We start from the raw sequence: 20871 nt of genomic DNA on the forward strand, positions 1-20871 counted from the left end.
GGCGCTCACGCGTTGGTGGCGTCCTGCACCTCGCCCACGAGCTCCTCGATGATGTCCTCGAGGAAGAGGATACCGGTGGTGCGGCCGTCGGCGTCGACCACCCGGGCGAGGTGCGCGCCGGTGCGCCGGAGCGCGGCGAGCGCGTCCTCCAGCTCGTCGCCGGCCGAGACCGCGGCGAGCCGGCGGATCCGCTTGCGCGGCACCGGCACCTCGGTCGCGTCGAGGTCGGAGACGTCCTTGAGGTGCAGGTAGCCGCCGGGCAGTCCGTCGCCGTCCGCGAGCAGGTAGCGCGAGTAGCCGTGCTCGGCCACTGCGCGGCGCACGTCCGCGGGCGAGGCCTCGGCGGGAAGCAGCACCATCCGCTCGAGCGGGACCGCGACGTCCGCGACCCGCTTGGTCGTGAACTCGAACGCCGCAGTGACGGTTCCGGAGGCGTCGACCAGCACGCCCTCACGGGTCGACTGGCGGACGATCGCGGCGACCTCGTCGAGCGTGAAGGCGCTGGTCGCCTCGTCCTTCGGCTCCACCCGCACCAGGCGGAGGATGCCGTTGGCGACCGCGTTCAGCGACCAGATCACCGGCTTCACCAGGCGCGAGACGAGCACGAGCGGCGGGGCGAGGAGCAGCGCGGCCCGGGTCGGCACCGAGAACGCCAGGTTCTTCGGCACCATCTCTCCGAACACGACGTGCAGGAAGGTGACGAGCAGCAGCGCGGCGACGAACGCGATCACGCCGATCGCCTCCGCGGACAGCGCCGTGAAGCCCAGCGGGATCTCGAGCAGGTGGTGGATCGCCGGCTCGGAGACGTTGAGGATGACCAGCGAGCAGACGGTGATGCCCAGCTGGCTCGTCGCGAGCATCAGGGTGGCGTGCTCCATCGCCCAGAGCGTGGTCTTCGCCGCGCGGCTGCCCGCATCGGCCCGCGGCTCGATCTGCGAGCGGCGAGCCGAGATGACGGCGAACTCGGCGCCGACGAAGAAGGCGTTGACGATCAGCAGGACCACGAGCCAGGCGATCCCCGGCAGGTACTCACTCATGGACGGCCCCCTCGGCTCGGAGGGCGGCGACGCCGACGGCATCGCCGCCGTCGGTCTCGTCTCCGGCGGCGGACGGGGTGAAGCGGACGCGGTCGACGCGGTGGGCGGCGACGCGGTCGACCCGCAGCACGCCGCCGGCCACGGTGACCTCGTCGCCGAGCTCGGGCACGCGGCCGAGGGTCGAGGCGAGGAAGCCGGCGACCGTGTCGTAGTCCTCGCCCTCGGGCACGACGGCGCCGAGGCGCTCCGCGACCTCGTCGGGGCGCAGCTCGCCGCCGAAGGTCGCCGAGCGGCCGGAGCGGACGACGCCGGCGCGGCTGCGGTCGTGCTCGTCCTCCAGCTCGCCGACGATCTCCTCGACGAGGTCCTCGAGCGTCACGACGCCCGCGGTCCCGCCGTACTCGTCGACGACGACCGCGATCGCGAGGCCGCTGCCGCGCAGGGGAGCGAGCAGGGCGTCGGCGCGCGCGGTCTCGGGGACGCGCATCGGCGCGATCATCAGCGACTCGGCCGTCACCCGGGCACGCTGCTCCGGCTCGAGCGCGAAGGCGTGCTTGACGTGCAGGACACCGCGGACGTCGTCGGAGTCGCGGCCGATGACGGGGAAGCGCGAGAAGCCGGTGCGGTTCGCCAGCCGCACGACGTCCTCCGCGGTGCTCTGCAGTGTGACGGAGGCCATCCGCACCCGCGGCGTCATCACGTCGGCGACGCTGCGGCTCGAGAAGCGGAGCGTGCGGTGCAGCAGGTCCGCGTGATCGCTGTCGAGTGTGCCCTCGAGCACCGAGCGGCGCACCAGCGAGCCGAGCTCGTCGGCGCTGCGGGCGCCCGAGAGCTCCTCCTTGGGCTCGATGCCCATCGCGCGGATCAGGGCGTTCGCGGTGTTGTTGAAGAGCAGGATCACGGGCTTGAAGACCGTGGTGAAGAGGATCTGGAACGGCACGACGATCTGCGCGGTCCTCAGCGGCAGCGCCAGCGCGAAGTTCTTGGGGACCAGCTCGCCGATCACCATCGAGAAGACCGTCGCCAGCAGGACGCCGACGACCGTGCCGATGCCCGGCACGATCTCGGCCGGGATCCCGAGCGAGCGCAGCGGATCGCCGAGCAGGGAGCTGATCGCGGGCTCGAAGGTGTAGCCGGTGAGCAGTGTGGTGAGCGTGATGCCCAGCTGCGCGCCGGAGAGATGGGTGGAGGTGATCCGCAGGGCGGAGATCGTCGGCTCGAGGCGCTTCTCACCGCGGGCGCGGCGCTCCTCGAGCTCGTTGCGGTCGAGGTTGACCAGCGCGAACTCGGAGGCGACGAAGAGACCGGTGCCGACGGTGAGGAGGAGGCCGATGACGATGCCGAGCCATTCAGGCACCCGGAGCACCGCCGATCAGGGTCGCGGTCGGTGCGGCGGGCGAAGGTTCAGGGGGAGGGTCGTCCATGGGGCACGAGGGTAGCGGGCGTGAATATGAGAATGCTCACAGTGACGGGGCCGGGTCGAGCGGAGCCACCGCCTCCCACGCGACGGTCACCTCGCCGAGCCGCCACCGCCGCCGGCCGCCGAGGATCGGCCACTCGCCGCGGAGCGTCTCGACGGCGGCGATCCAGCGCTGCGTCGGCCCGTAGACGGCGAGCGGGGCGGCGTGCAGCCAGGCCCGCTCGAGCGCGAGCAGGAAGGCGTGCACCGGCTCGCCCGCGACGTTGCGGTGGATCAGCGCCTTCGGCAGCCGCTCCGCCGCGATCATCGGCGAGGGCACGCCGCCGAGCCGGAGCGACAGGGTGAGCGAGCGCGGCCCCTCGCGTCCGATCTCGATCCAGGTGCAGATCCGGCCGATCTCGTCGCAGGTCCCCTCCACCAGCACGCCGTCGGGGGTCAGCCGGTCGGTCATCGTCCGCCACGCCTCCGCCACCGCGGACTCGTCGTACTGCCGGAGCACGTTGAAGGCGCGGATCACGCTCGCCCGCTGCCGTCCGGGCAAAGGCACCTCGAAGCCGCCGCGCTCGAAGCGCACCCGGGCGTCGGCCGGGAAGGCGGTGCCCCCTTCACGGACCCGCTCCAGCTGCCGTCGCGCGGTCTGGACGCGGGCCGGCTCGATCTCGAAGCCGACCACGTCGACGCCGGGTGCTGCGCGGACGAGGCGGCGGTGCAGCTCGAGCGTGGTGACCGCGCTCGCGCCGAAGCCGAGGTCGACGACGACGGGCTCCGGGGTCGTGCGGAGCGCCGGCAGCTCGGCCAGCCGGCGGTCCACCCGGCGGAGGCGGTTCGTGCCCGTCGTGCCGCGGGTGACGGCTCCGATCGGCATGGTCTCCAGCGTATCCGTGGGCGCAGGGGCCGCCTCTAAGCTGGACGCATGTCCGAGACCTACACCCTCATCCTCGTGCGCCACGGCAACAGCGAGTGGAACCAGAAGAACCTGTTCACCGGCTGGGTCGACGTGCGGCTGACCGAGCAGGGCGTCGCGGAGGCGACCCGCGCCGGCGAGCTGCTGGTCGAGGCGGAGCTGCACCCCGACGTCGTGTACACCTCCCGCCAGACGCGCGCGATCCAGACCGCGAACATCGCGCTCGAGAAGGCCGACCGCCTGTGGATCGACGTGAAGCGCTCCTGGCGCCTCAACGAGCGCCACTACGGCGCGCTGCAGGGCAAGGACAAGGCGCAGACCCTCGCCGAGTACGGCCCCGAGCAGTTCATGACCTGGCGCCGCTCGTTCGACGTGCCGCCGCCCCCCATCGACGACGAGGACCAGTACTCGCAGGCGCACGACGAGCGCTACGCCGACCTCGGCGACGACCTGCCCCGCACCGAGTCGCTCAAGCTCGTGATCGAGCGGATGCTGCCCTACTGGGAGTCGGACATCAAGCCGGATCTCGCCTCGGGCAAGACCGTCATGATCACCGCGCACGGCAACTCGCTGCGCGCGCTGGTGAAGACCCTCGACGGGATCTCCGACTCGGACATCGCCGAGCTGAACATCCCGACCGGCATCCCCCTCGTCTACACCCTCGACGAGAACTTCGAGCCGATCGGCGAGGCCCGCTACCTCGACCCCGAGGCCGCCGCCGCCGGCGCCGCCGCCGTCGCCGCCCAGGGCGCCAAGAAGTAGCCCACCCCCTCGCACGGCCCGCCGGAGTCCCGACTCCCGCGGGCCGTCCGCGTCCGCACCCCGCCCTCGCCTGACGGTGGATCTCGATACGCACGCTGCGCGCGCTACTCGATCACCATGAACGAGCCGGGTCGCGATACGCGCCCCTTGCATGCTGGTCGAGTAGCCGCGGCACGCGGCGTATCGAGACCGCGCGTCCGTACGACGGTGGATCTCGATACGCGCGCCGCGCGCGCTACTCGATCAGCATGGACGAGCCGGGTCGCGGAACGCGCCCCTTGCATGCTGGTCGAGTAGCCGCGGCACGCGGCGTATCGAGACCCCGCGTCCTTCAGACGGTGGATCTCGATACGCGCGCTGCGCGCGCTACTCGATCAGCATGGAAGCGCGGGCGATCGACCAGCGAGGCACGGCAGCTGTCACTCGACGCCCGGGCGCTGAGAGTCGAGACCAGCCGCCCCCCCCACAAGGCGAACGGGCGAATCGCGTGCCAGCGATTCGTCATAGCCGTACGCGTCCCGCTCTGCGGAACGCGCCCACGCGACCTGCCGACCGCGGTCGATATCGCGCTCCGCGCGACATCGACAAATGAACTCAGCCCCAGTCGCCCGAGATCAGGTACTGGACCTTCTTCGCGATAGACACCGCGTGGTCGGCGAAGCGCTCGTGGTAGCGGCTGGCGAGGGTCGCGTCGACGGTGTCGGCGGCCTGGCCCTTCCACGCCTCGCTGAGGACCTTGTCGAAGACGCTGACGTGCAGCTCGTCGATCTTGTCGTCCTCGTCGCGGATCTCCTCGGCGAGGCGGGGGTCCTGCGTGCGCAGCAGCTCGGTGAGCTTGTGCGCGACGACGACGTCGAGGCGGCCCATCTCGACGAAGGTCGGGCGGAGCGACTTCGGCACGACCTTGTCGGGGAAGCGGTAGCGGGAGAGCTGAGCGATGTGCTCGGCGATGTCGCCCATCCGCTCGAGCGAGGCGCTGATCCGCAGCGCGGACACGACGGTCCGCAGGTCGCGGGCGACGGGGCCCTGGCGGGCGAGGATGTCGATCGCGAGCTCGTCGAGGCTGATGGCCAGCTCGTCGATGCGGGCGTCGCTGGCGATGACCTCCTCGGCGAGGGACACGTCGGAGTGGTTGAACGCCTGGGTCGCCTTCTCGATCGCGATCTCGACGAGTCCGGAGATCTCGACGAGCCGATCCTGAACCTCGGCCAGCTCCTGCTGGAAAACTTCGCGCATCTTCTTCTCGACCCTCTCTGCGGCACGCACGGAGACCGGTGCCGATCCGCGCCGCGCACGGCGCTGCGACTGCACCAGTCCGGCGCAGGCGCAGCCATGATGACCACGGCAGGTTAACGAACGGTGCCGAGCGTTTGAACAGTACTCGACCCGCGACCCGTCGCCGGGCATCCGGTAGGGAGACGCGCGGTGGATGGATAGCCTGGGAGCGTGGATCCGGGCCTGATCGTCGTGCTGTCGCTCGTTCTCGGCATCGTCATCGGGATCGTCCTCACCAGTGTCGTCACCCTCGCCGCGCGCCAGGGCCGGATCGCGGCGGAGGTCGTCACCGTCGGCCTGCCCGAGGGCATCGGCGCGATCATCGACGCCGTCGGCGCTCCCGCGTTCGTGACCGACCCCTCCCACAACGTGCTGAAGGCGTCCGCCCGCGCGATCTCGCTCGGCCTCGTCTCCCAGGACACGCTGCTCCACCCGGATCTGGTCGCGATCGTCGACCGGGTGCGCCGCTTCGGCGACGACATCGAGCAGGACCTGGAGCTGGCGACGAGCCCGCTCTCGGACGCCGCGGTCACCCTCGTCGTGCACGCCACGCGGCTCGGCTCCCGCTTCGTCCTCGTCCTCGCCGAGGACCACACCGAGGCCCGCCGGCTGGAGGCGGTCCGCCGCGACTTCGTCGCCAACATCTCGCACGAGCTGAAGACGCCGATCGGCGCGGTCGGCCTGCTCGCCGAGGCCCTCGACTCCGCCGCCGACGACCCGAAGCAGGTCCGCCGGTTCGCGCACCGCCTGACCCAGGAGTCGCACCGCCTCGCGAAGATCACCCGCGAGATCATCGAGCTCTCCCGCCTGCAGTCGGCGGACGTCGCCGGCTCCGCGGAGGTCGTCCGCGTCGACGACATCGTGGTCGCCGCGCTCGAGACGACGCATGTGATGGCGGAGTCGCACGACGTCACCCTCGTCAAGGGCGGGATGAAGAAGGCGTACGTCGCCGGCCAGGAGAAGATGCTCGTCTCGGCGCTGCACAATCTGCTGGCCAACGCCATCCAGTACTCCCCGCCCGGCTCCCGCGTCGGGATCGGCGTCCGCTCGACCGGCGGCGTCGTCGAGATCGCCGTCACCGACCAGGGCATCGGCATCCCCGAGGAGGACCTCGACCGCGTCTTCGAGCGCTTCTACCGCGTCGACCAGGCCCGCTCCCGCCACACCGGCGGCACCGGGCTCGGCCTCAGCATCGTCAAGCACGCCGTGCAGAACCACGGCGGCGACGTCCGGGTCTGGTCCAAGCCGGGCCGCGGCAGCACCTTCACCATCCGACTCCCCGAAGTAGACCCGGCCAGGACGCCCTTCGCGTCCGCCGCCCCGATAGGAGACACCGCGTGACCAGCATCCTGCTCGTCGAGGACGAGAGCGCCCTCAGCGAGCCGCTCAGCTACCTGCTCGAACGCGAGGGCTACGACGTCACCGTCGCCGAGGACGGCCTGCGCGCCGTCGCCGCCTTCGACGAGGGCGAGTACGACCTGATCCTGCTCGACCTCATGCTCCCCGGCATGCCCGGCACCGAGGTGTGCCGCGAGATCCGCACCCGCTCCGCGATCCCGATCATCATGGTCACCGCGAAGGACTCCGAGGTGGACATCGTCGTCGGACTCGAGCTCGGTGCGGACGACTACGTCACCAAGCCGTACTCGACCCGCGAGCTGCTCGCCCGGATCCGCGCTGTCCTCCGCCGCCGCACCGAGGACCCGGGGGAGGAGCGCATCGTCGTCGCCGGCCCCGTCCGCATGGACATCGAGCGCCACACCGTCGAGGTCGACGGCGTCGAGACCCCGATGCCGCTCAAGGAGTTCGAGCTCCTCGAGATGCTTCTCCGCAACGCCGGCCGCGTCCTCACCCGCGGCCAGCTGATCGACCGCGTCTGGGGCAGCGACTACTTCGGCGACACCAAGACCCTCGACGTCCACGTCAAGCGCATCCGCTCCAAGATCGAGAAGACGCCCAAGGAGCCGGTGCTCCTGGTGACGGTCCGCGGCCTCGGCTACCGCTTCGACGCCTGAGACCGCGGGGCCTGGCGGGGGCGTCTGCGGGGTTGTCGCCGGGTGCAATGGAACATGCTGGTCGAGTAGCCCCGCAGGGGCGTATCGAGACCCGCCGTCGCCGGGGCGCGGAGTCTGCAGACCGGGCTTCTGATGCCGGTGGATCTCGATACGCCCGCGCAGCGGGCTACTCGATCAGCAAGTGGGCCCGCTGCGCGGGCTACTCGATCAGCATCTGGTCGCACGACGAAGGGCCGCCCACCGAGGTGGACGGCCCTTCGCGGGAGCGGGTGCTACTCCGCCGGGGCGTCGACGCCGGGCTGCACGGTCGGGGTGGGCAGCGCCGTCTGCGCCGGGTTCGGCGTGGGCGTGAGGGTCGGGCTGGCCGACGGGGCCGGGGTCAGCGTCGCGTAGGCCTCGAGGGCGTTCGTCAGGATCGGGACGAGCAGCTCCTCGCCCTCCTCCGAGCCGTACTGGAAGTAGACGGGGAACAGGCTGCCGGGGATCGTGTCGAGGCCCTCCATGGTGACCGACTCGGTGCTGCCCGGGCGGACCTCCGTGCGACCGGGGACAGCGTCCACCGTGTCGCTGGTGCGGCCCGTGCTCGCCTCGTACTGCACCTCGACGCTCACCGTCTCGTCGGTGTCGTTGACCAGGGACACGACCAGCGTGCCGGTCTCGCCGTCCTCGGAGATGATCATCGCGTTGCGGATGGCGAGATCGCCGATCGTCGCACCCACTCCGTCGCTCGGGTCGTAGATGGCCCGCGTCGCCTGCGGGGCGACCAGGTTGCAGCCGGCGGTGGCGAACGCGACGCCGACCGCGAGAACGACGGATGCAGCGATGCGCGCCTTCACGGGTTCCTCCAGATCATCGGCTCCGCCCGCCCCGGACAGGGCGGAATCGAGGTGCAGGAGCCGGAAAAAGACTAGCGCAGCCTCGTCGGCGTCCCGGCCGGGCTGCCCCCTCCTCCCGCCCGCTGCTACTGTGACCGGCGGCGAAAGGACGTCCCGTTGAACACCGTCTCCGGATCGGCGCCGACCGCGGCCGTCGTGATCGTCGCCGCCGGCAGCGGCACCCGCCTCGGGCGCGAGCTGCCCAAGGCCTACGTCGAGTGCGCCGGCGTCACGATCCTCGAGCGCAGCCTCCGCACGGTGCTCACCCTCGCCGAGCCGGTCCAGGTGGTCGTGGTGGCACCGGAGTCCCTCGTCGAGGAGACCGCCGCGCTCTGCCGCCGCGCCTCCGGGTCCGCCGTCGAGGTCCTCGTCACCGCCGGCGGATCGACCCGCCAGGACTCCGTCGCCCGCGGGCTCGCCCTCCTGCACCCGGGAGTCGCCACCGTCCTCGTGCACGACGCCGCCCGGGCCCTCACACCCGTCGCGCAGTTCGAGCGGGTGCTCGCCGCCGTCCGCTCGACCGGCGGCGGCGCGATCCCGGGCCTGCCCGTCACCGACACCATCAAGCTGGTCGGTGCCGACGCGGCGATCCTCGACACGGTCGACCGCTCGCAGCTCGCCGCCGTGCAGACGCCGCAGGGCTTCCCCCGCCGCCTGCTCGACGAGGCCTACGCGGCCGCCGGCCGGGAGTTCACCGACGACGCCGCCCTCCTCGCCGCTCACGGCCGCGGCTCCGTCGTCGTCCCCGGCGATCCGCTCGCCTTCAAGATCACCACGCCCTGGGACCTCGCTCGCGCGGAGCAGCTGCTCGCGCCGCCGCCGTCGGCCGCGGTGCCGCGCGTCGGCATCGGCACCGACGTGCACGCCTTCGACGACGCGTCGCCGCTCTGGCTCGCCGGACTTCACTGGCCGGGGGAGCGCGGACTCTCCGGGCACAGCGACGGCGACCCCGTCGCGCACGCGATCTGCGACGCGCTGCTCGCCGCGGCGAACCTCGGCGACATCGGCTCCCGCTTCGGCACGGACGACCCGCGGTTCCAGGACGCGCACGGCGAGGTCTTCCTCCGCGCCACCCGCGAGCTCGTCGAGGCGGCCGGCTTCACGATCGGCAACGTGTCGGTCCAGCTGATCGGCAACCGCCCGAAGTTCTCCCCGCGGCGGGACGAGGCCCAGCAGCTGCTGTCCGCTCTCCTCGGCGCCCCGGTCAGCGTCGCCGCGACGACCTCGGACGCGCTCGGCTTCACCGGGCGCGGGGAGGGGGTCGCCGCGACGGCCACGGCGCTCGTCCTCCCCGCTCTCGGATCCGCGCACTGATCCACCGCGCCAGCCCGCCGCCCGGCCGCGCCCGCCCCGCCCGGTAAACTCGCGGCGTGACTCTGCGACTGCACGACTCGAAGGCCCAGGCCCTCGTCGACTTCGTCCCCCTCCGCGAGAACGAGGTCGGGATGTACGTCTGCGGACCCACGGTGCAGTCGTCGCCGCACATCGGGCACCTGCGCTCCGCCCTGGTCTACGACCAGCTGCGCCGCTGGCTCGCCTACCGCGGCTATCGGGTCACCCTCGTCCGCAACGTGACGGACATCGACGACAAGATCCTCGCGATCGCCGAGCAGGCCCGCCGCGCGGCCGGCGAGGGCGAGCCCTCGGAGCAGTGGTGGGCGCTCGCCTACCGCGTCGAGCTGGAGTTCACCGCCGCCTACTCCGCGCTCGGCATCCTGCCGCCCACCTACGAGCCGCGCGCGACGGCGAGCATCGCCGAGATGGTCGCGCTCGTGCAGCGCCTGATCGAGCTGGGCCACGCCTACCCCGCTCCCGACGACTCCGGCGACGTCTACTTCGACACCCGCTCCTGGCCGGACTACGGCGCGCTCACGCACCAGCGCCTCGAGAGCATGGAGGCGGCGACCGACGCCGACCCGCGCGGCAAGCGCGACCCGCACGACTTCGCGCTGTGGAAGGGCATGAAGCCCGACGAGCCCGAGTCCGCCTCCTGGGCCTCGCCCTGGGGGAGGGGCCGTCCCGGCTGGCACATCGAGTGCTCCGCGATGTCGACCAAGTACCTCGGCACCCAGTTCGACATCCACGGCGGCGGGCTCGACCTGCGCTTCCCGCACCACGAGAACGAGCTCGCCCAGTCGAGCGCCGCGGGCCACGCCTTCGCCAGCTACTGGCTGCACAACGGGCTCGTCTCGGTCACCGGGCAGAAGATGAGCAAGTCGCTCGGCAACTCCGTCTTCGCCTCCGAGCTGCTCGACTCCGCCCGTCCGCTGGTCGTCCGCTACTACCTCGGCTCGGCGCACTACCGCTCGACGCTGGAGTTCCACGACGGCGCGCTCGAGGAGGCCGAGGCCGCGCTCGAGCGGATCGAGGGCTTCCTCGACCGCTCCCGTCGGCGCCTCGAGGGCACCCGCTTCGCCGCCGTCGGCGAGCCGGTCGTGCCCGACGAGTTCGCCGAGGCGATGGATGACGACCTCTCGGTCCCGCAGGCCATCGGAGTGCTGCACGAGACCGTGCGGGCCGGCAACGCCGCCCTCGACGCGGAGGACCTCGGCACGGTGTCCGCGTTGCGCACCCAGGTCCTCGCCATGGCCTCGGTCCTCGGGATCGACCCGGAGGCCCCCGAGTGGGCGCGCTCCGACGACGAGCCCACCTACCGGGCCCTCACCGTGCTCGTCGACCGCCTGGTCGCCGAGCGGCAGACCGCGCGCGAGCAGCGCGACTGGGCGGCCGCCGACCGCATCCGAACCGATCTCGCTGCTGCGGGAATCACGATCGAAGACACCCAGACGGGTGCGCATTGGAGTCTCGATGGCGAATAAGCCCGGCCGCCCAGGAGCGGTCCGCAAGAAGAGCAAGGGCAAGGCCGTCGGTTCCGGCGGTCAGGGCCGTCAGGCCCTCGAGGGCAAGAAGCCCACACCCAAGGCCGAGGACCGGCCGTACCACCCCGCGGGCAAGGCGAAGCTGGCGCGCGAGCGCTTCGTCGCCGCCGGCGGCAAGGGCCGACCCGGAGCGGCGCTGAACGGCGCGGCCCGCGGCCAAGGTCGTCCGGCCCCGTCGCGGAAGCCCAAGAGCGGCGACGAGTCCGAGATGGTCACCGGCCGCAACTCGGTCCTCGAGGTGCTGCGCGCCAAGATCCCCGCGACGACGCTCTACCTCGCGACGCGCATCGAGATGGACGACCGGGTCAAGGAGGCGCTCAAGCTCGCCACCGCCCGCGGCATCCCCGTCCTCGAGGTCATGCGGACGGAGCTCGACCGCCTCGCCGGCCCGGACTCCGTGCACCAGGGCCTCGTGCTCAAGGTCCCGCCGTACGAGTACGCGCACCCGAGCGACCTGCTCGAGCGCAGCGTCTCCCGCGGCGTCGTCCCGCTGTTCGTCGCGCTCGACGGCATCACCGACCCGCGCAACCTCGGCGCGATCATCCGCTCCGTGGCGGCCTTCGGCGGGCAGGGCGTCATCGTGCCCCAGCGCCGCTCGGTCGGACTGAACTCCGCCGCCTGGAAGACCTCGGCCGGAGCCGCCGCGCGCGTGCCCGTCGCGATGGCGTCCAACCTCACCGCGATGATCAAGGACTACAAGCGCGACGGCGTCTTCGTCATCGGCCTCGACGGCGACGGCGACACCATGCTCCCCGGCCTCGAGCTCGCCGACCGCCCACTGCTCGTCGTCGTCGGCAGCGAGGGCAAGGGCCTCTCCCGCCTCGTCACCGAGCAGTGCGACGCCGTCGTCTCCATCCCGATCAGCGCCGCCACCGAATCGCTCAACGCCGGCATCGCGGCGTCGGTCGCGCTCTACGAGATCTCCAAACTCCGCGCCGCCTCCGAGTAGCACAGGCAGCGCGGGCGCCGGCACGGCGATCTGCGGCGTTGTCGTCGGGCGCGATACCGCCGGTATCGCTTCCTCCTCCGCCTTGCAGCTCACCGCGCCGGCACCCGCGCTGACGCCGGGGGAGGGGCGAGGGGCGCCGCCTTCGGCGAGCGAGGGCTGAGGGGCGCCGCCTTCGGCGAGCGGATGAGCATGCTGAACGGTCACCGCCGGCTCGGGTGCGCTTCATGCTGATCGAGTAGCCCGCGGAGCGGGCGTATCGAGATCCGCCTTTGCCCGGAGTCGGGTCTGCAGGCCGGGCTGCTGGTGACGGTGGGTCTCGATACGCCGCTGCGCGGCTACTCGACCAGCATGAAGGGGCACCGCCCTCGGCGAGCGACGGCGGAGGGGGCACCGCCTTCGGCGAGCGGGGGAGCATGCTGATCGGCCACCGCCGGCCAGGGGGCGCTTCATGCTGATCGAGTAGCCCGCGGAGCGGGCGTATCGAGATCCGCCCTGCCCGGAGTCAGGTCTGCAGGCCGGACTGCTGGTGACGGTGGGTCTCGATACGCCGCTGCGCGGCTACTCGACCAGCATGAAGAGGCGCCGCCTTCGGCGAGCAGGGGAGCATGCTGATCGAGTAGGCCGCGGAGCGGGCGTATCGAGATCCGCGTCAGCACGCGCCGCAGACGACGAAGGGCTCGTGCCGGATCCGGAGTCCGCACGAGCCCTTCGGCGTGCCGGGTCAGACGTTCTTCATCCAGTCGACGTCGGCGTCCTCGTCGGTCAGCTCGGCGTCGCCGGCGCCGTCGATGACGAGGTTCGGCAGGGTGATCGCCTCGGTCGGCGGGGCGATGATGGTCGCCTCGTCGCGGCGGTGGCGCAGGATGTCGTTCACATAGGCGGTGACCGCCTCGGCCAGCGGCACGTCGCGCGCCTGCTGCTGCGACATGAACCAGCGGTGCTCGAGCAGCTGGTGGAACATCTCCGCCGGCTCCAGCCGCCCCTTCAGGTCGCGCGGGATCGAGCGGATGACCGGCTCGAACACCTGCGCGAGCCACTCGTGGGCGACCATCTCCTCGTCCAGCCCCTGCTTGTCGTAGGTGGCGGTGTAGGAGTCGAGGTCGTTCAGCAGGCGGCGCGCCTGGTTCTCCTGCGCGTCCAGCCCGGTCAGCCGCAGCAGGCGACGCTGGTGGTGGCCCGCGTCGACGACCTTCGGCTGGATCCGCACAGTGGAGCCCGCCTCGTCGGTCTTGATCGCGAGCTCCTCGATGTCGAAGCCCAGCTCGTTGAGCCGGTTCACCCGGTCGTTGATGCGCCAGCGCTCGGAGGTCGAGAACGACTCCGCCCCGGTCAGCTCCTTCCAGAGGCTGCGGTAGGCCGCGACGATGCCGTCGGACACCGTGATCGGGTCGAGGTCGTCGTCGACGCGCCCGCCCGCCTCGAGGTCCAGCAGCTCGCCGGCGATGTTGACCCGGGCGATCTCGAGGTCGTTCTCGCGCTGGCCGTTGGAGAGGCCGCCCGAGTAGAGCTGCCCGGTCTCCGCGTCCACGAGGTACGCCGCGAAGGCGCCCGCGTCGCGCCGGAACAGCGTGTTCGAGAGCGAGACGTCGCCCCAGAAGAAGCCGATGACGTGCAGGCGCACCAGCAGCAGCGCCAGCGCATCGACGAGGCGGGTGGCCGTGTCGGGACGCAGCGTCTGCGAGAACAGCGCGCGGTAGGGGAGCGAGAACTTGAGGTGCCGGGTCACCAGCACGGCGGGCAGCTCGTCGCCCTCGTCGTCGGTGCGGTTCGTGATCACGGCGCCCGGCACGACGCACGGGACGTCGAGCCGCTGCAGGGTCTTGAGCATCTCGTACTCGCGCCGCGACATCTCCGCCGTCGTCTCCTTCACGGCGACGACGTGGCCGGAGAGGTGCGCGAAGCGGACCGTGTGCCGCGAGATGCCCTTGGGCAGCGCGGCGATGTACTCGTCGGGCCAGTCGTTCAGCCGCAGGTTCCACGGCAGGTCGAGGAGGGCGGGGTCGACCGTGGCCGAGGTGATGTTGAGGGAGCCGGACATGGCGCGCCGTTCGTGTCGGGAGTCGGACGGTGGAGGGGCCCGGACGAACGCTGCCGCCGCCTCGGAGGAGACGGCGGCAGCGTGTGCGCGGGGGCGGAGCCTAGGAGAGGCGCAGTCCCGACTCGCCGTCGAAGATGTGCACGCGGTGGTTCGCGGTCACGTAGACGCGGTCGCCCGCGGTCGGGTGCACGCGGCCGTCGACGCGCGCGACGATGTCGGTGCGGCGACCCTCGACCTCGGTGTGGCCGTAGAGGTAGCCGTCCGAGCCGAGCTCCTCGATCAGGTCGACCTCGATCGGCAGGCCGCCGGACTGGGTCGAGACGGTGACGTCCTCGGGGCGCACGCCGAGCGTGACGACCTTCTGGGTGGTCTTCGCGAGCGCCTCGCGGGCGATCGGGAGGACCGTGTCGCCGAACTTGACGCCGCCGTCGGTGACGTCCGCGTGGAACAGGTTCATCGCGGGCGAGCCGATGAAGCCGGCGACGAAGACGTTGTTCGGGTTCTCGTAGAGGTCGCGGGGCGTGCCGACCTGCTGGAGCAGTCCGTCCTTGAGGACCGCGATGCGGTCGCCCATGGTGAGCGCCTCGGTCTGGTCGTGGGTGACGTAGACCGTGGTGATGCCCAGGCGGCGCTGGAGCGTGCCGATCTGCGTGCGGGTCTGGACGCGGAGCTTGGCGTCGAGGTTCGACAGCGGCTCGTCCATGAGGAACACCTGCGGCTTGCGGACGATGGCGCGGCCCATCGCGACGCGCTGACGCTGGCCACCCGAGAGGGCCTTCGGCTTGCGGTTCAGGTAGGGCTCGAGGTCGAGCATCTTCGCGGCCTCGAGGACCCGCGCGGCGCGCTCGTCCTTGTTGATGCCGGCGATCTTGAGCGCGAAGCCCATGTTCTCGGCGACCGACATGTGCGGGTAGAGCGCGTAGTTCTGGAAGACCATCGCGATGTCGCGGTCCTTCGGCGGAACGTCCGTGACGTTGCGGTCGCCGATCAGGATGCGGCCCTCGTTGACCTCTTCGAGGCCGGCGAGCATGCGCAGGGAGGTGGACTTGCCGCAGCCGGAGGGGCCGACGAGGACGAGGAACTCGCCGTCTCCGACCTCGAGGTTCAGCTTGTCGACCGAGGCACGCGTGGCCCCGGGGTAGACGCGGGACGCGTTGTCATAGGTTACGGACGCCATTGTTCTTGCTCCTTCACCGGCAGGTACGTGCCGGACGATCCGAGTGAATGGAAGTGACGGTCGTCGTCGCGTGGGCGACTCCGACCAACCGTCACAGTATGCCACGCGCCACCGGACGGGGGGAGCCGCGGTCCGACGGCGGGCGCCGGGTCCCGGCGGTATCCGTCGTTTGGAGGTTTCCCAGGGCTCGCGCGTAGGATTCCGGCGAGTCGCAGCCCGGCGGCACTTCCCCTCTCATTCGGAGCGTTCTTGTCATGACCATCGGCGGAGCCAACGACCGTCTCTCGAAGAACCAGCGTCGAGAGGCCGCGCGCGAGAAGGCCCGTCGACTCCGCGAGCAGCAGAAGCGCCGCGACCGCGTCAGCCGCTTCGCCCTGCAGGGCGGACTCGCGATCGTGGTGATCGCCATCGTCGCGGTCGTCGTCTTCGCCGTCACCTCGAGCATCCGCCCGGCCGGCCCGGGTCCCGCCAACATGGCGAGCGACGGCGTCCTCGTCACCGAGGGCCTCGTCGCCTCGACCACCCCGGCGATCCCGGCCGACGGCACCCCGACCCCGAGCGTGCTCGACACCTCCACGGGCACCGTCGACATCCGGGTGTACCTCGACTACCTCTGCCCCTACTGCGGCCAGTTCGAGCAGACCAACGGCGACCAGATCAAGGAGTGGGTCACCAGCGGTGCCGCCACGGTCGAGATCCACCCGATCGCCATCCTGACCACCCGCTCGAACGGCACCAAGTACTCGGAGCGCGCGGCCAACGCCGCGGCCTGCGTCGCGGACCGGTCGCCCGACTCCTTCTTCGACTTCAACGCGGCGCTGTTCGCCGAGCAGCCGGCGGAGGGCACCGACGGCCTCTCCGACGACCAGCTCAAGCAGGCCGCCGCCGACGCGGGCGTCGAGGACACCGCCGCGGTGAACTCCTGCATCGACGACCAGTCCTTCGTCAGCTGGGTGCGCGCGGCCACGGAGCGCGCCACCTCCGGCCCGCTGCCGGGCACCGAGGTCGCGTCCGTCTCGGGCACCCCGACGGTCCTCGTCAACGGCGAGGCGTACACCGGCTCGCTGACCGACGCCGACGCCTTCAGCTCGTTCGTGCTCTCGGCCGCCGCCGACACCTACTCGTCGGCCACGCCGACCCCGACGCCCGCCGCGGGCTAGGCCGCGGACCCGCCGAGAGGGGTCGGAGCACAGGAAGGGCCCCGGGAGACCGGGGCCCTACGTCGTGCACCTCGGGAGGCCTGAGCCCGGTCGCCGCAGGGGGAGGCGCTCCGGGGAGGAGGACGGCCCGCGATCGCGCGACAGCCGGTTCCGCGCCTCCGCGTCGGCCGCTCGCTCCCGTGGATAGGCTCACCCGATCTCACCGGGGGGGGGCCGCCATGACAACGCCGCCGATCGTCACGCCGACGACCGCCAGGACACCGATCTTCGAGGGCGTCCAGGCCTTGCGCTTCGTCGCGGCTCTCGTGGTCGTCATCACGCACGCCACGTTCTACGCGCACGAGCGCCTCGACGACTCGATCACCGTCTGGAACGGCGCCGCCGCGGGTGTCGACGTCTTCTTCGTCGTCTCCGGCTTCGTGATGGCGGTCACCGCGGGTCCCTTCGAGGTGAGGGGCGGCTGGCGGTTCTTCGCCGTCCGCCGCGTGATCCGGATCGTCCCGCTGTACTGGATCGCCACGACCCTGAAGATCGCGTCGATCCTCGTCCTGCCCGGGGCAGTGCTGCACGCCGCCCTCACCCCGTGGTCAGGAGTCGCGTCCTACCTCTTCCTGCCCGCTCGCAATCCCGACGGCGCGGTGGAGCCGCTCCTCGGCGTCGGCTGGACCCTCACCTACGAGACGGCCTTCTACGCGGTCTTCGCCCTGGGGCTGCTCCTGCGGCGGAACGTCCTCGTGTTCGCGTCGACGGTCGTGCTCGTCGTCGCGTCCGGCCATCTCCTCCGCCCGGCCGAGGACTGGCCGGCCTGGGCGGTCTACTTCGACCCGCTCGTCCTGTACTTCGCGATCGGCATGGCGATCGGGAGGATCCCCATGCTTCCGCGCGCGCGCCGCGGCCTGCTCCTCGCGCTGGGCGCCGCCGCCGTGTTCACCGTCGTCGCGGCTCTCGCACCGGAGGGGATCTCCTGGCAGCGCGACGCGCTCTTCCGGAAGGGGATCGTCACCGCCGCGTTCGTCGCGGTGGTCCTGGCCGAACCGCTCTTCCGGCGGCTCGCATCGCGTCGTGGCGCGAACCGCCTCCTCCGGCGACCGCTGCTCGCCCTGGGCGAGGCGTCCTACAGCCTGTACCTCTTCCATCCCCTGATTGGGCCGGTCGTGCCCGCCGTCCTGGCACTGATCGGCCTGCGAGCGGGAGTCCTCTCGGTGGCCGGCACGATCGCCGTCTCGCTGGTCGCCGGGCTCGTGATCCACCGCTGGGTCGAGAGGCCGCTCACGCGGAGGCTGCGAGGGCTGCCGTACGCCGGACTGCCGCCGGACGGCCTGAAGCAGAAGGGTGTCGCGGAGGAGCGGCAGGCCGATCGGCCGCTCACGAGACCGCCTCGGAGCCGACGACGGGACTTGAACCCGTAACCGCCCGATTACAAGTCGGGTGCGCTACCAATTGCGCCACGTCGGCAGGTGCGTGTCCGCACCGGGCCACCCTATCGCGGGGCCGGAAGCCGCCTCGGCTCCGGCCCGCGCGGGCGGATCACGGCTCGAGGATGCTCAGGTGCCGCTCGGCCGGCGTTGGCCGCTTCGGCCCGCCGATCTTGCCGTCGGGCCGGCCGACGTAGAGCCAGCCGAGGAGCTCCTCGCCCTTCTCCAGGCGGTGCGCCTTCCGCACGGCCTTGGCGCGGGTGTACGAGCCGGTGCGCCAGAAGACGCCCCACCCGGCCTCGTCGAGCAGCAGGCTGAGCAGGTGCGCGACGCCCGAGGCGACGGCCTCCTGCTCCCAGGCGGGCACCTTCGACTTCTTGATGCTCACGACGACCGCGAGGAGGAGGGAGGCGCGGTGCGTCTTCTCGATGTGCTTGCGCGCGTCCTTCTTGTCGCCGGACGCGGCGGCGAAGCTGCGCCCGATGCGGTCGCGCGCCGCCCCGCGGATCTCGATGACCCGCCACGGCCGGAGCGAGCTGTGGTCCGCGAGCCGCGAGGCGGCCGAGACGTACGCCGCGATCTCCTCGTGCCCCGGCGCCTCCGCGGTCACCTTCGAGCGGGAGCGCCGGGCCAGGACGGCCTCGAGCACGGGAGTCGCGGCCACGGTCACTCGCCCTCGGTCGTGAAGTTCATCGCGATCGAGTTCATGCAGTAGCGGTCTCCCGTGGGCGTGCCGAAGCCGTCCGGGAAGACGTGACCCAGGTGCGAGCCGCAGTTGGCGCAGCGGACCTCGGTGCGGACCATGCCCAGGGTGCTGTCCTCGATGAGCTGCACCGCGTCGGGGCGGATGGACTCGTAGAAGCTCGGCCAGCCGCAGCCGGAGTCGAACTTGGTGCCGCTCTTGAACAGCTCGGCGTGGCACGCCGCGCAGGTGTAGAGCCCCTCGCGGTGCTCGTCGAGCAGCTCGCCGGTCCACGGGCGCTCGGTGGCGGCCTGGCGCAGCACCGAGTACTGCTCGCGGTCGAGCTCCTCGCGCCACTCGGCGTCGGTCTTGTTCACGGAATACGACGACATGGGTCTCCCTAGGAATCCTGGTCAGTGTACGGGGGAGGGCGCTCCCCTCTCCTCTCGTAAACTCTCCGCCGTGCAGCTGAATTCCGTGATCTCGAAGGCGTGGAGCGAACTCACGACCGAGGAGGTCTACGCGTTCGCGCGGCTGCGGACCGATGTGTTCCTGCGCGAGCAGCGGGTCGACGACGAGGAGCTCGACGGCCGCGATCTGGAGCCGACGACGCGGCACTGGTGGATCGCCGACGAGCGCGGCACGGCCGCCTACCTCCGCACCCTCCGGGACGAGCGGCCCGAGCACCGCGACGCCCACCGGGTGATCGGGCGGGTGGTGACCCGGGCCGACCGACGCGGGGAGGGCCTCGCCCACCGGCTGGTGAGCGCGGTCCTGGAGCGCCACGGGGACGAGCCGCTCCTGCTCCACGCGCAGTCGTACATCGCGGGCCTCTACGCGCGGTCGGGCTTCGAGCCGTTCGGCGACGAGTTCGACGAGGCGGGCATCCCGCACATCGGCATGTACCGGAGCGCCTCAGCCGCCGCCGAGCCGTCCCTCCCTACTGTGGAGGGATGAGCAGGGCCACGGACGTCGAGCGCAGCACGGGCGCCGTCCTGTCCGAGCGGGATCGCCGCGTCCTCGAGTTCGAGGGCGAGTGGACGGCCCGCGCCGGGGACAAGGACGACGCGATCCGCGAGAGGTTCGGCCTCTCGGTCGCCCGCTACTATCAGGTGCTCAGCGCGGTTCTGGCCTCACCGGCCGCCCTCGCGCACGACCCGATGCTCGTCAAGCGGCTGCAGCGCATCCGCGACGGGCGCGCCGGCGCCCGCGCCGCGCGCCGCCTCGGGCGCCCCGAGTAGACGAGCTGCTCGGGCCCACGAACGGAAGGCCGGCCGTACCGACGATGACCACCACCGCTCCGAAGGACCGCTTCGACGAGATCCCGGCCACCGAGGGTCGCGTCGGCGCCCACCGCCGCCCGCCCGCCCCGCACGCCCGCGCGGTCGCGCTGGCCTGGGCGGCCCTGGCCACCGGAGTGATCGTGCTGCTCGGCTTCATCGGCCTGCTCGTGATCGACAACCGGGTGCAGTTCAACGACGTCTTCACGCCGCCCACCGGCATCGCCGAGACGGAGGCGACCCCCGCGGTCACCCCCACGGTCGACCCGGCCCTCGCGCTCGCGGTCCTGAACGGGACGGCGACGGCGGGCCTCGCCGCGAACGCCGGGGACGCACTGGCCGCGGCGGGCTGGAGCGTGCCCACGGTCGCGAACGCGAACACCGAGGAGGAGACGGCCACGACGATCTACTACACTGACCCCGCGCTCGAGGGCGCGGCGCTCGGTGTCGCTCAGGCGCTCGGCGTCGGCACGCCGGCTCTGACGCAGGACTTCGTCGAGACCGGATCCGTCGTCGTCGTGCTCGGCTCGGACTATCCGCCGCAGTAGCGCGGCGGCGCGGACGCCCCCGGAGCACCCCCTCGGGGCGTGTCCCGGGGGCGTTCTGTTTCCGGCACGTTTAATTCATGTTGAATCCCGGACAACTCTTTCCCACGGGCGCTTTCCGCCCCATTCCGGGCCGAAACGCTGGCTTATGCTCCCTAATCAGGCACCTGCGCATCGCTCGTGTCGCAGGCAGCACAGCACTTTGGGAGTGAGAGATGGCGAACGGAACCGTCAAGTGGTTCAACTCTGAGAAGGGCTACGGCTTCATCACGGTCGACGGCGGCGGGCAGGACGTGTTCGTCCACTACTCCGCCATCGACATGTCGGGATACAAGGTCCTCGAAGAGGGCCAGCACGTCGCGTTCGAGGTCGGCACCGGGTCCAAGGGCCCGCAGGCCGAATCGGTGCGCGTGGTCTGAAGCCCCCGCCCTGCCTGGAGCCGTCGTCCGCCTCGTGCG

At 71.7% G+C, this 20871-nt stretch carries 21 protein-coding genes and 1 tRNA gene; 12 read left to right on the plus strand and 10 right to left on the minus strand.

The annotated features are described in order from the left end of the window. Nucleotides 1–5: 5 nt before the first annotated feature. The 3 genes from EDF17_RS03260 to EDF17_RS03270 form a co-directional block, all read right to left on the minus strand. The gene (locus EDF17_RS03260; protein ID WP_123445376.1) at nt 6–1037 is read right to left on the minus strand and encodes a hemolysin family protein; all 1032 of its coding nucleotides are present in this window, start codon (nt 1035–1037) and stop codon (nt 6–8) included. Continuing rightward, nucleotides 1030–2394, minus strand: coding sequence for a hemolysin family protein (locus EDF17_RS03265; protein ID WP_123445377.1), 1365 nt, complete (start codon nt 2392–2394; stop codon nt 1030–1032). Before EDF17_RS03265 ends, EDF17_RS03260 begins: the two co-directional genes overlap by 8 nt. 103 nt (nt 2395–2497) lie before the next feature. After that, nucleotides 2498–3322, minus strand: a complete 825-nt coding sequence (locus tag EDF17_RS03270) for a class I SAM-dependent methyltransferase (RefSeq protein ID WP_123445150.1) — start codon at nt 3320–3322, stop codon at nt 2498–2500. 48 nt (nt 3323–3370) lie between these two features. Here EDF17_RS03270 and EDF17_RS03275 point away from each other — a divergent pair, with 48 nt between their 5' ends. After that, complete coding sequence (locus tag EDF17_RS03275) at nt 3371–4123, plus strand: phosphoglyceromutase (protein WP_123445151.1); 753 nt, start codon at nt 3371–3373, stop codon at nt 4121–4123. A gap of 594 nt (nt 4124–4717) precedes the next feature. Here the strand turns inward: EDF17_RS03275 and phoU are convergent. Continuing rightward, nucleotides 4718–5359 carry a phosphate signaling complex protein PhoU gene (phoU, locus tag EDF17_RS03280; RefSeq protein WP_123445152.1) on the minus strand — a complete coding sequence of 214 codons (642 nt, stop codon included), beginning with the start codon at nt 5357–5359 and terminating at the stop codon, nt 4718–4720. A 210-nt stretch (nt 5360–5569) separates the two neighbouring features. Between phoU and EDF17_RS03285 the strand changes: the two genes are divergently transcribed. After that, nucleotides 5570–6739, plus strand: a complete 1170-nt coding sequence (locus tag EDF17_RS03285; protein WP_123445153.1) for an ATP-binding protein — start codon at nt 5570–5572, stop codon at nt 6737–6739. Further along, nucleotides 6736–7413, plus strand: a complete 678-nt coding sequence (locus tag EDF17_RS03290) for a response regulator transcription factor (RefSeq protein ID WP_123445154.1) — start codon at nt 6736–6738, stop codon at nt 7411–7413. Before EDF17_RS03285 ends, EDF17_RS03290 begins: the two co-directional genes overlap by 4 nt. Nucleotides 7414–7685: 272 nt before the next feature. Here EDF17_RS03290 and EDF17_RS03295 read toward each other — a convergent pair whose 3' ends face one another. Then, on the minus strand, nt 7686–8249 hold the full coding sequence (locus EDF17_RS03295; protein ID WP_123445155.1) for a hypothetical protein: 564 nt from the start codon (nt 8247–8249) through the stop codon (nt 7686–7688). A gap of 156 nt (nt 8250–8405) precedes the next feature. On the opposite strand from EDF17_RS03295, the gene ispD reads away from it, so the two are divergent. The 3 genes from ispD to rlmB are packed head-to-tail and all read left to right on the plus strand — an operon-like array spanning nt 8406 to nt 12116. Next, a complete protein-coding gene (ispD, locus tag EDF17_RS03300) occupies nt 8406–9602 on the plus strand; it encodes a 2-C-methyl-D-erythritol 4-phosphate cytidylyltransferase (RefSeq protein WP_123445156.1) in 1197 nt (398 codons plus the stop codon). A gap of 56 nt (nt 9603–9658) precedes the next feature. Then, a complete protein-coding gene (gene cysS, locus EDF17_RS03305; RefSeq protein WP_123445157.1) occupies nt 9659–11107 on the plus strand; it encodes a cysteine--tRNA ligase in 1449 nt (482 codons plus the stop codon). Further along, on the plus strand, nt 11097–12116 hold the full coding sequence (gene rlmB / locus EDF17_RS03310) for a 23S rRNA (guanosine(2251)-2'-O)-methyltransferase RlmB (RefSeq protein WP_123445158.1): 1020 nt from the start codon (nt 11097–11099) through the stop codon (nt 12114–12116). The genes cysS and rlmB overlap by 11 nt, the downstream gene beginning before the upstream one ends. A gap of 721 nt (nt 12117–12837) precedes the next feature. Here the strand turns inward: rlmB and EDF17_RS03315 are convergent. Next, complete coding sequence (locus tag EDF17_RS03315; protein WP_123445159.1) at nt 12838–14154, minus strand: DUF4032 domain-containing protein; 1317 nt, start codon at nt 14152–14154, stop codon at nt 12838–12840. 100 nt (nt 14155–14254) lie between these two features. Then, nucleotides 14255–15331, minus strand: a complete 1077-nt coding sequence (gene ugpC / locus EDF17_RS03320) for a sn-glycerol-3-phosphate ABC transporter ATP-binding protein UgpC (RefSeq protein WP_123445160.1) — start codon at nt 15329–15331, stop codon at nt 14255–14257. Between the two features lie 254 nt (nt 15332–15585). On the opposite strand from ugpC, the gene EDF17_RS03325 reads away from it, so the two are divergent. Together EDF17_RS03325 and EDF17_RS03330 are read left to right on the plus strand one after the other, a co-directional pair. Next, nucleotides 15586–16491, plus strand: a complete 906-nt coding sequence (locus EDF17_RS03325) for a thioredoxin domain-containing protein (protein WP_123445161.1) — start codon at nt 15586–15588, stop codon at nt 16489–16491. A 218-nt stretch (nt 16492–16709) separates the two neighbouring features. Beyond that, the gene (locus EDF17_RS03330) at nt 16710–17900 is read left to right on the plus strand and encodes an acyltransferase (RefSeq protein ID WP_123445162.1); all 1191 of its coding nucleotides are present in this window, start codon (nt 16710–16712) and stop codon (nt 17898–17900) included. Here EDF17_RS03330 and EDF17_RS03335 read toward each other — a convergent pair. The 3 genes from EDF17_RS03335 to msrB form a co-directional block, all read right to left on the minus strand. Then, nucleotides 17874–17946 (minus strand) — tRNA-Thr (locus EDF17_RS03335). The genes EDF17_RS03330 and EDF17_RS03335 overlap by 27 nt on opposite strands. Nucleotides 17947–18018: 72 nt before the next feature. Next, on the minus strand, nt 18019–18576 hold the full coding sequence (locus EDF17_RS03340) for a nitroreductase family protein (RefSeq protein ID WP_123445163.1): 558 nt from the start codon (nt 18574–18576) through the stop codon (nt 18019–18021). Continuing rightward, nucleotides 18573–18980, minus strand: a complete 408-nt coding sequence (msrB, locus tag EDF17_RS03345) for a peptide-methionine (R)-S-oxide reductase MsrB (protein ID WP_123445164.1) — start codon at nt 18978–18980, stop codon at nt 18573–18575. The genes EDF17_RS03340 and msrB overlap by 4 nt, the downstream gene beginning before the upstream one ends. A 70-nt stretch (nt 18981–19050) precedes the next feature. Between msrB and EDF17_RS03350 the strand changes: the two genes are divergently transcribed. The 4 genes from EDF17_RS03350 (at nt 19051) to EDF17_RS03365 (ending at nt 20832) form a co-directional block, all read left to right on the plus strand. Beyond that, nucleotides 19051–19545 carry a GNAT family N-acetyltransferase gene (locus tag EDF17_RS03350; protein WP_243582848.1) on the plus strand — a complete coding sequence of 165 codons (495 nt, stop codon included), beginning with the start codon at nt 19051–19053 and terminating at the stop codon, nt 19543–19545. Continuing rightward, nucleotides 19542–19829: a DUF3263 domain-containing protein gene (locus EDF17_RS03355; protein ID WP_123445166.1), complete on the plus strand. Its 288-nt coding sequence runs from the start codon at nt 19542–19544 to the stop codon at nt 19827–19829. Before EDF17_RS03350 ends, EDF17_RS03355 begins: the two co-directional genes overlap by 4 nt. A gap of 44 nt (nt 19830–19873) precedes the next feature. Further along, nucleotides 19874–20416, plus strand: coding sequence for a LytR C-terminal domain-containing protein (locus EDF17_RS03360; protein WP_123445167.1), 543 nt, complete (start codon nt 19874–19876; stop codon nt 20414–20416). Nucleotides 20417–20628: 212 nt separating this feature from the next. Next, nucleotides 20629–20832, plus strand: a complete 204-nt coding sequence (locus EDF17_RS03365) for a cold-shock protein (protein ID WP_123445168.1) — start codon at nt 20629–20631, stop codon at nt 20830–20832. The last annotated feature ends 39 nt before the right edge of the window (nt 20833–20871 follow it).

The organism is Rathayibacter sp. PhB1, from assembly GCF_004362935.1.
In the GTDB taxonomy this organism is placed as follows: domain Bacteria; phylum Actinomycetota; class Actinomycetes; order Actinomycetales; family Microbacteriaceae; genus Rathayibacter; species Rathayibacter festucae.

Excerpts from the sequence above, each read along its gene's own strand:
- EDF17_RS03260 (WP_123445376.1), bottom strand. The coding sequence starts at position 1,037 with ATGAGTGAGTACCTGCCGGGGATCGCCTGGCTCGTGGTCCTGCTGATC.
- EDF17_RS03270 (WP_123445150.1), bottom strand. The coding sequence starts at position 3,322 with ATGCCGATCGGAGCCGTCACCCGCGGCACGACGGGCACGAACCGCCTC.
- EDF17_RS03275 (WP_123445151.1), top strand. The coding sequence starts at position 3,371 with ATGTCCGAGACCTACACCCTCATCCTCGTGCGCCACGGCAACAGCGAG.
- phoU (WP_123445152.1), bottom strand. The coding sequence starts at position 5,359 with ATGCGCGAAGTTTTCCAGCAGGAGCTGGCCGAGGTTCAGGATCGGCTC.
- rlmB (WP_123445158.1), top strand. The coding sequence starts at position 11,097 with ATGGCGAATAAGCCCGGCCGCCCAGGAGCGGTCCGCAAGAAGAGCAAG.
- EDF17_RS03315 (WP_123445159.1), bottom strand. The coding sequence starts at position 14,154 with ATGTCCGGCTCCCTCAACATCACCTCGGCCACGGTCGACCCCGCCCTC.
- ugpC (WP_123445160.1), bottom strand. The coding sequence starts at position 15,331 with ATGGCGTCCGTAACCTATGACAACGCGTCCCGCGTCTACCCCGGGGCC.
- EDF17_RS03325 (WP_123445161.1), top strand. The coding sequence starts at position 15,586 with ATGACCATCGGCGGAGCCAACGACCGTCTCTCGAAGAACCAGCGTCGA.
- EDF17_RS03330 (WP_123445162.1), top strand. The coding sequence starts at position 16,710 with ATGACAACGCCGCCGATCGTCACGCCGACGACCGCCAGGACACCGATC.
- msrB (WP_123445164.1), bottom strand. The coding sequence starts at position 18,980 with ATGTCGTCGTATTCCGTGAACAAGACCGACGCCGAGTGGCGCGAGGAG.
- EDF17_RS03355 (WP_123445166.1), top strand. The coding sequence starts at position 19,542 with ATGAGCAGGGCCACGGACGTCGAGCGCAGCACGGGCGCCGTCCTGTCC.
- EDF17_RS03360 (WP_123445167.1), top strand. The coding sequence starts at position 19,874 with ATGACCACCACCGCTCCGAAGGACCGCTTCGACGAGATCCCGGCCACC.
- EDF17_RS03365 (WP_123445168.1), top strand. The coding sequence starts at position 20,629 with ATGGCGAACGGAACCGTCAAGTGGTTCAACTCTGAGAAGGGCTACGGC.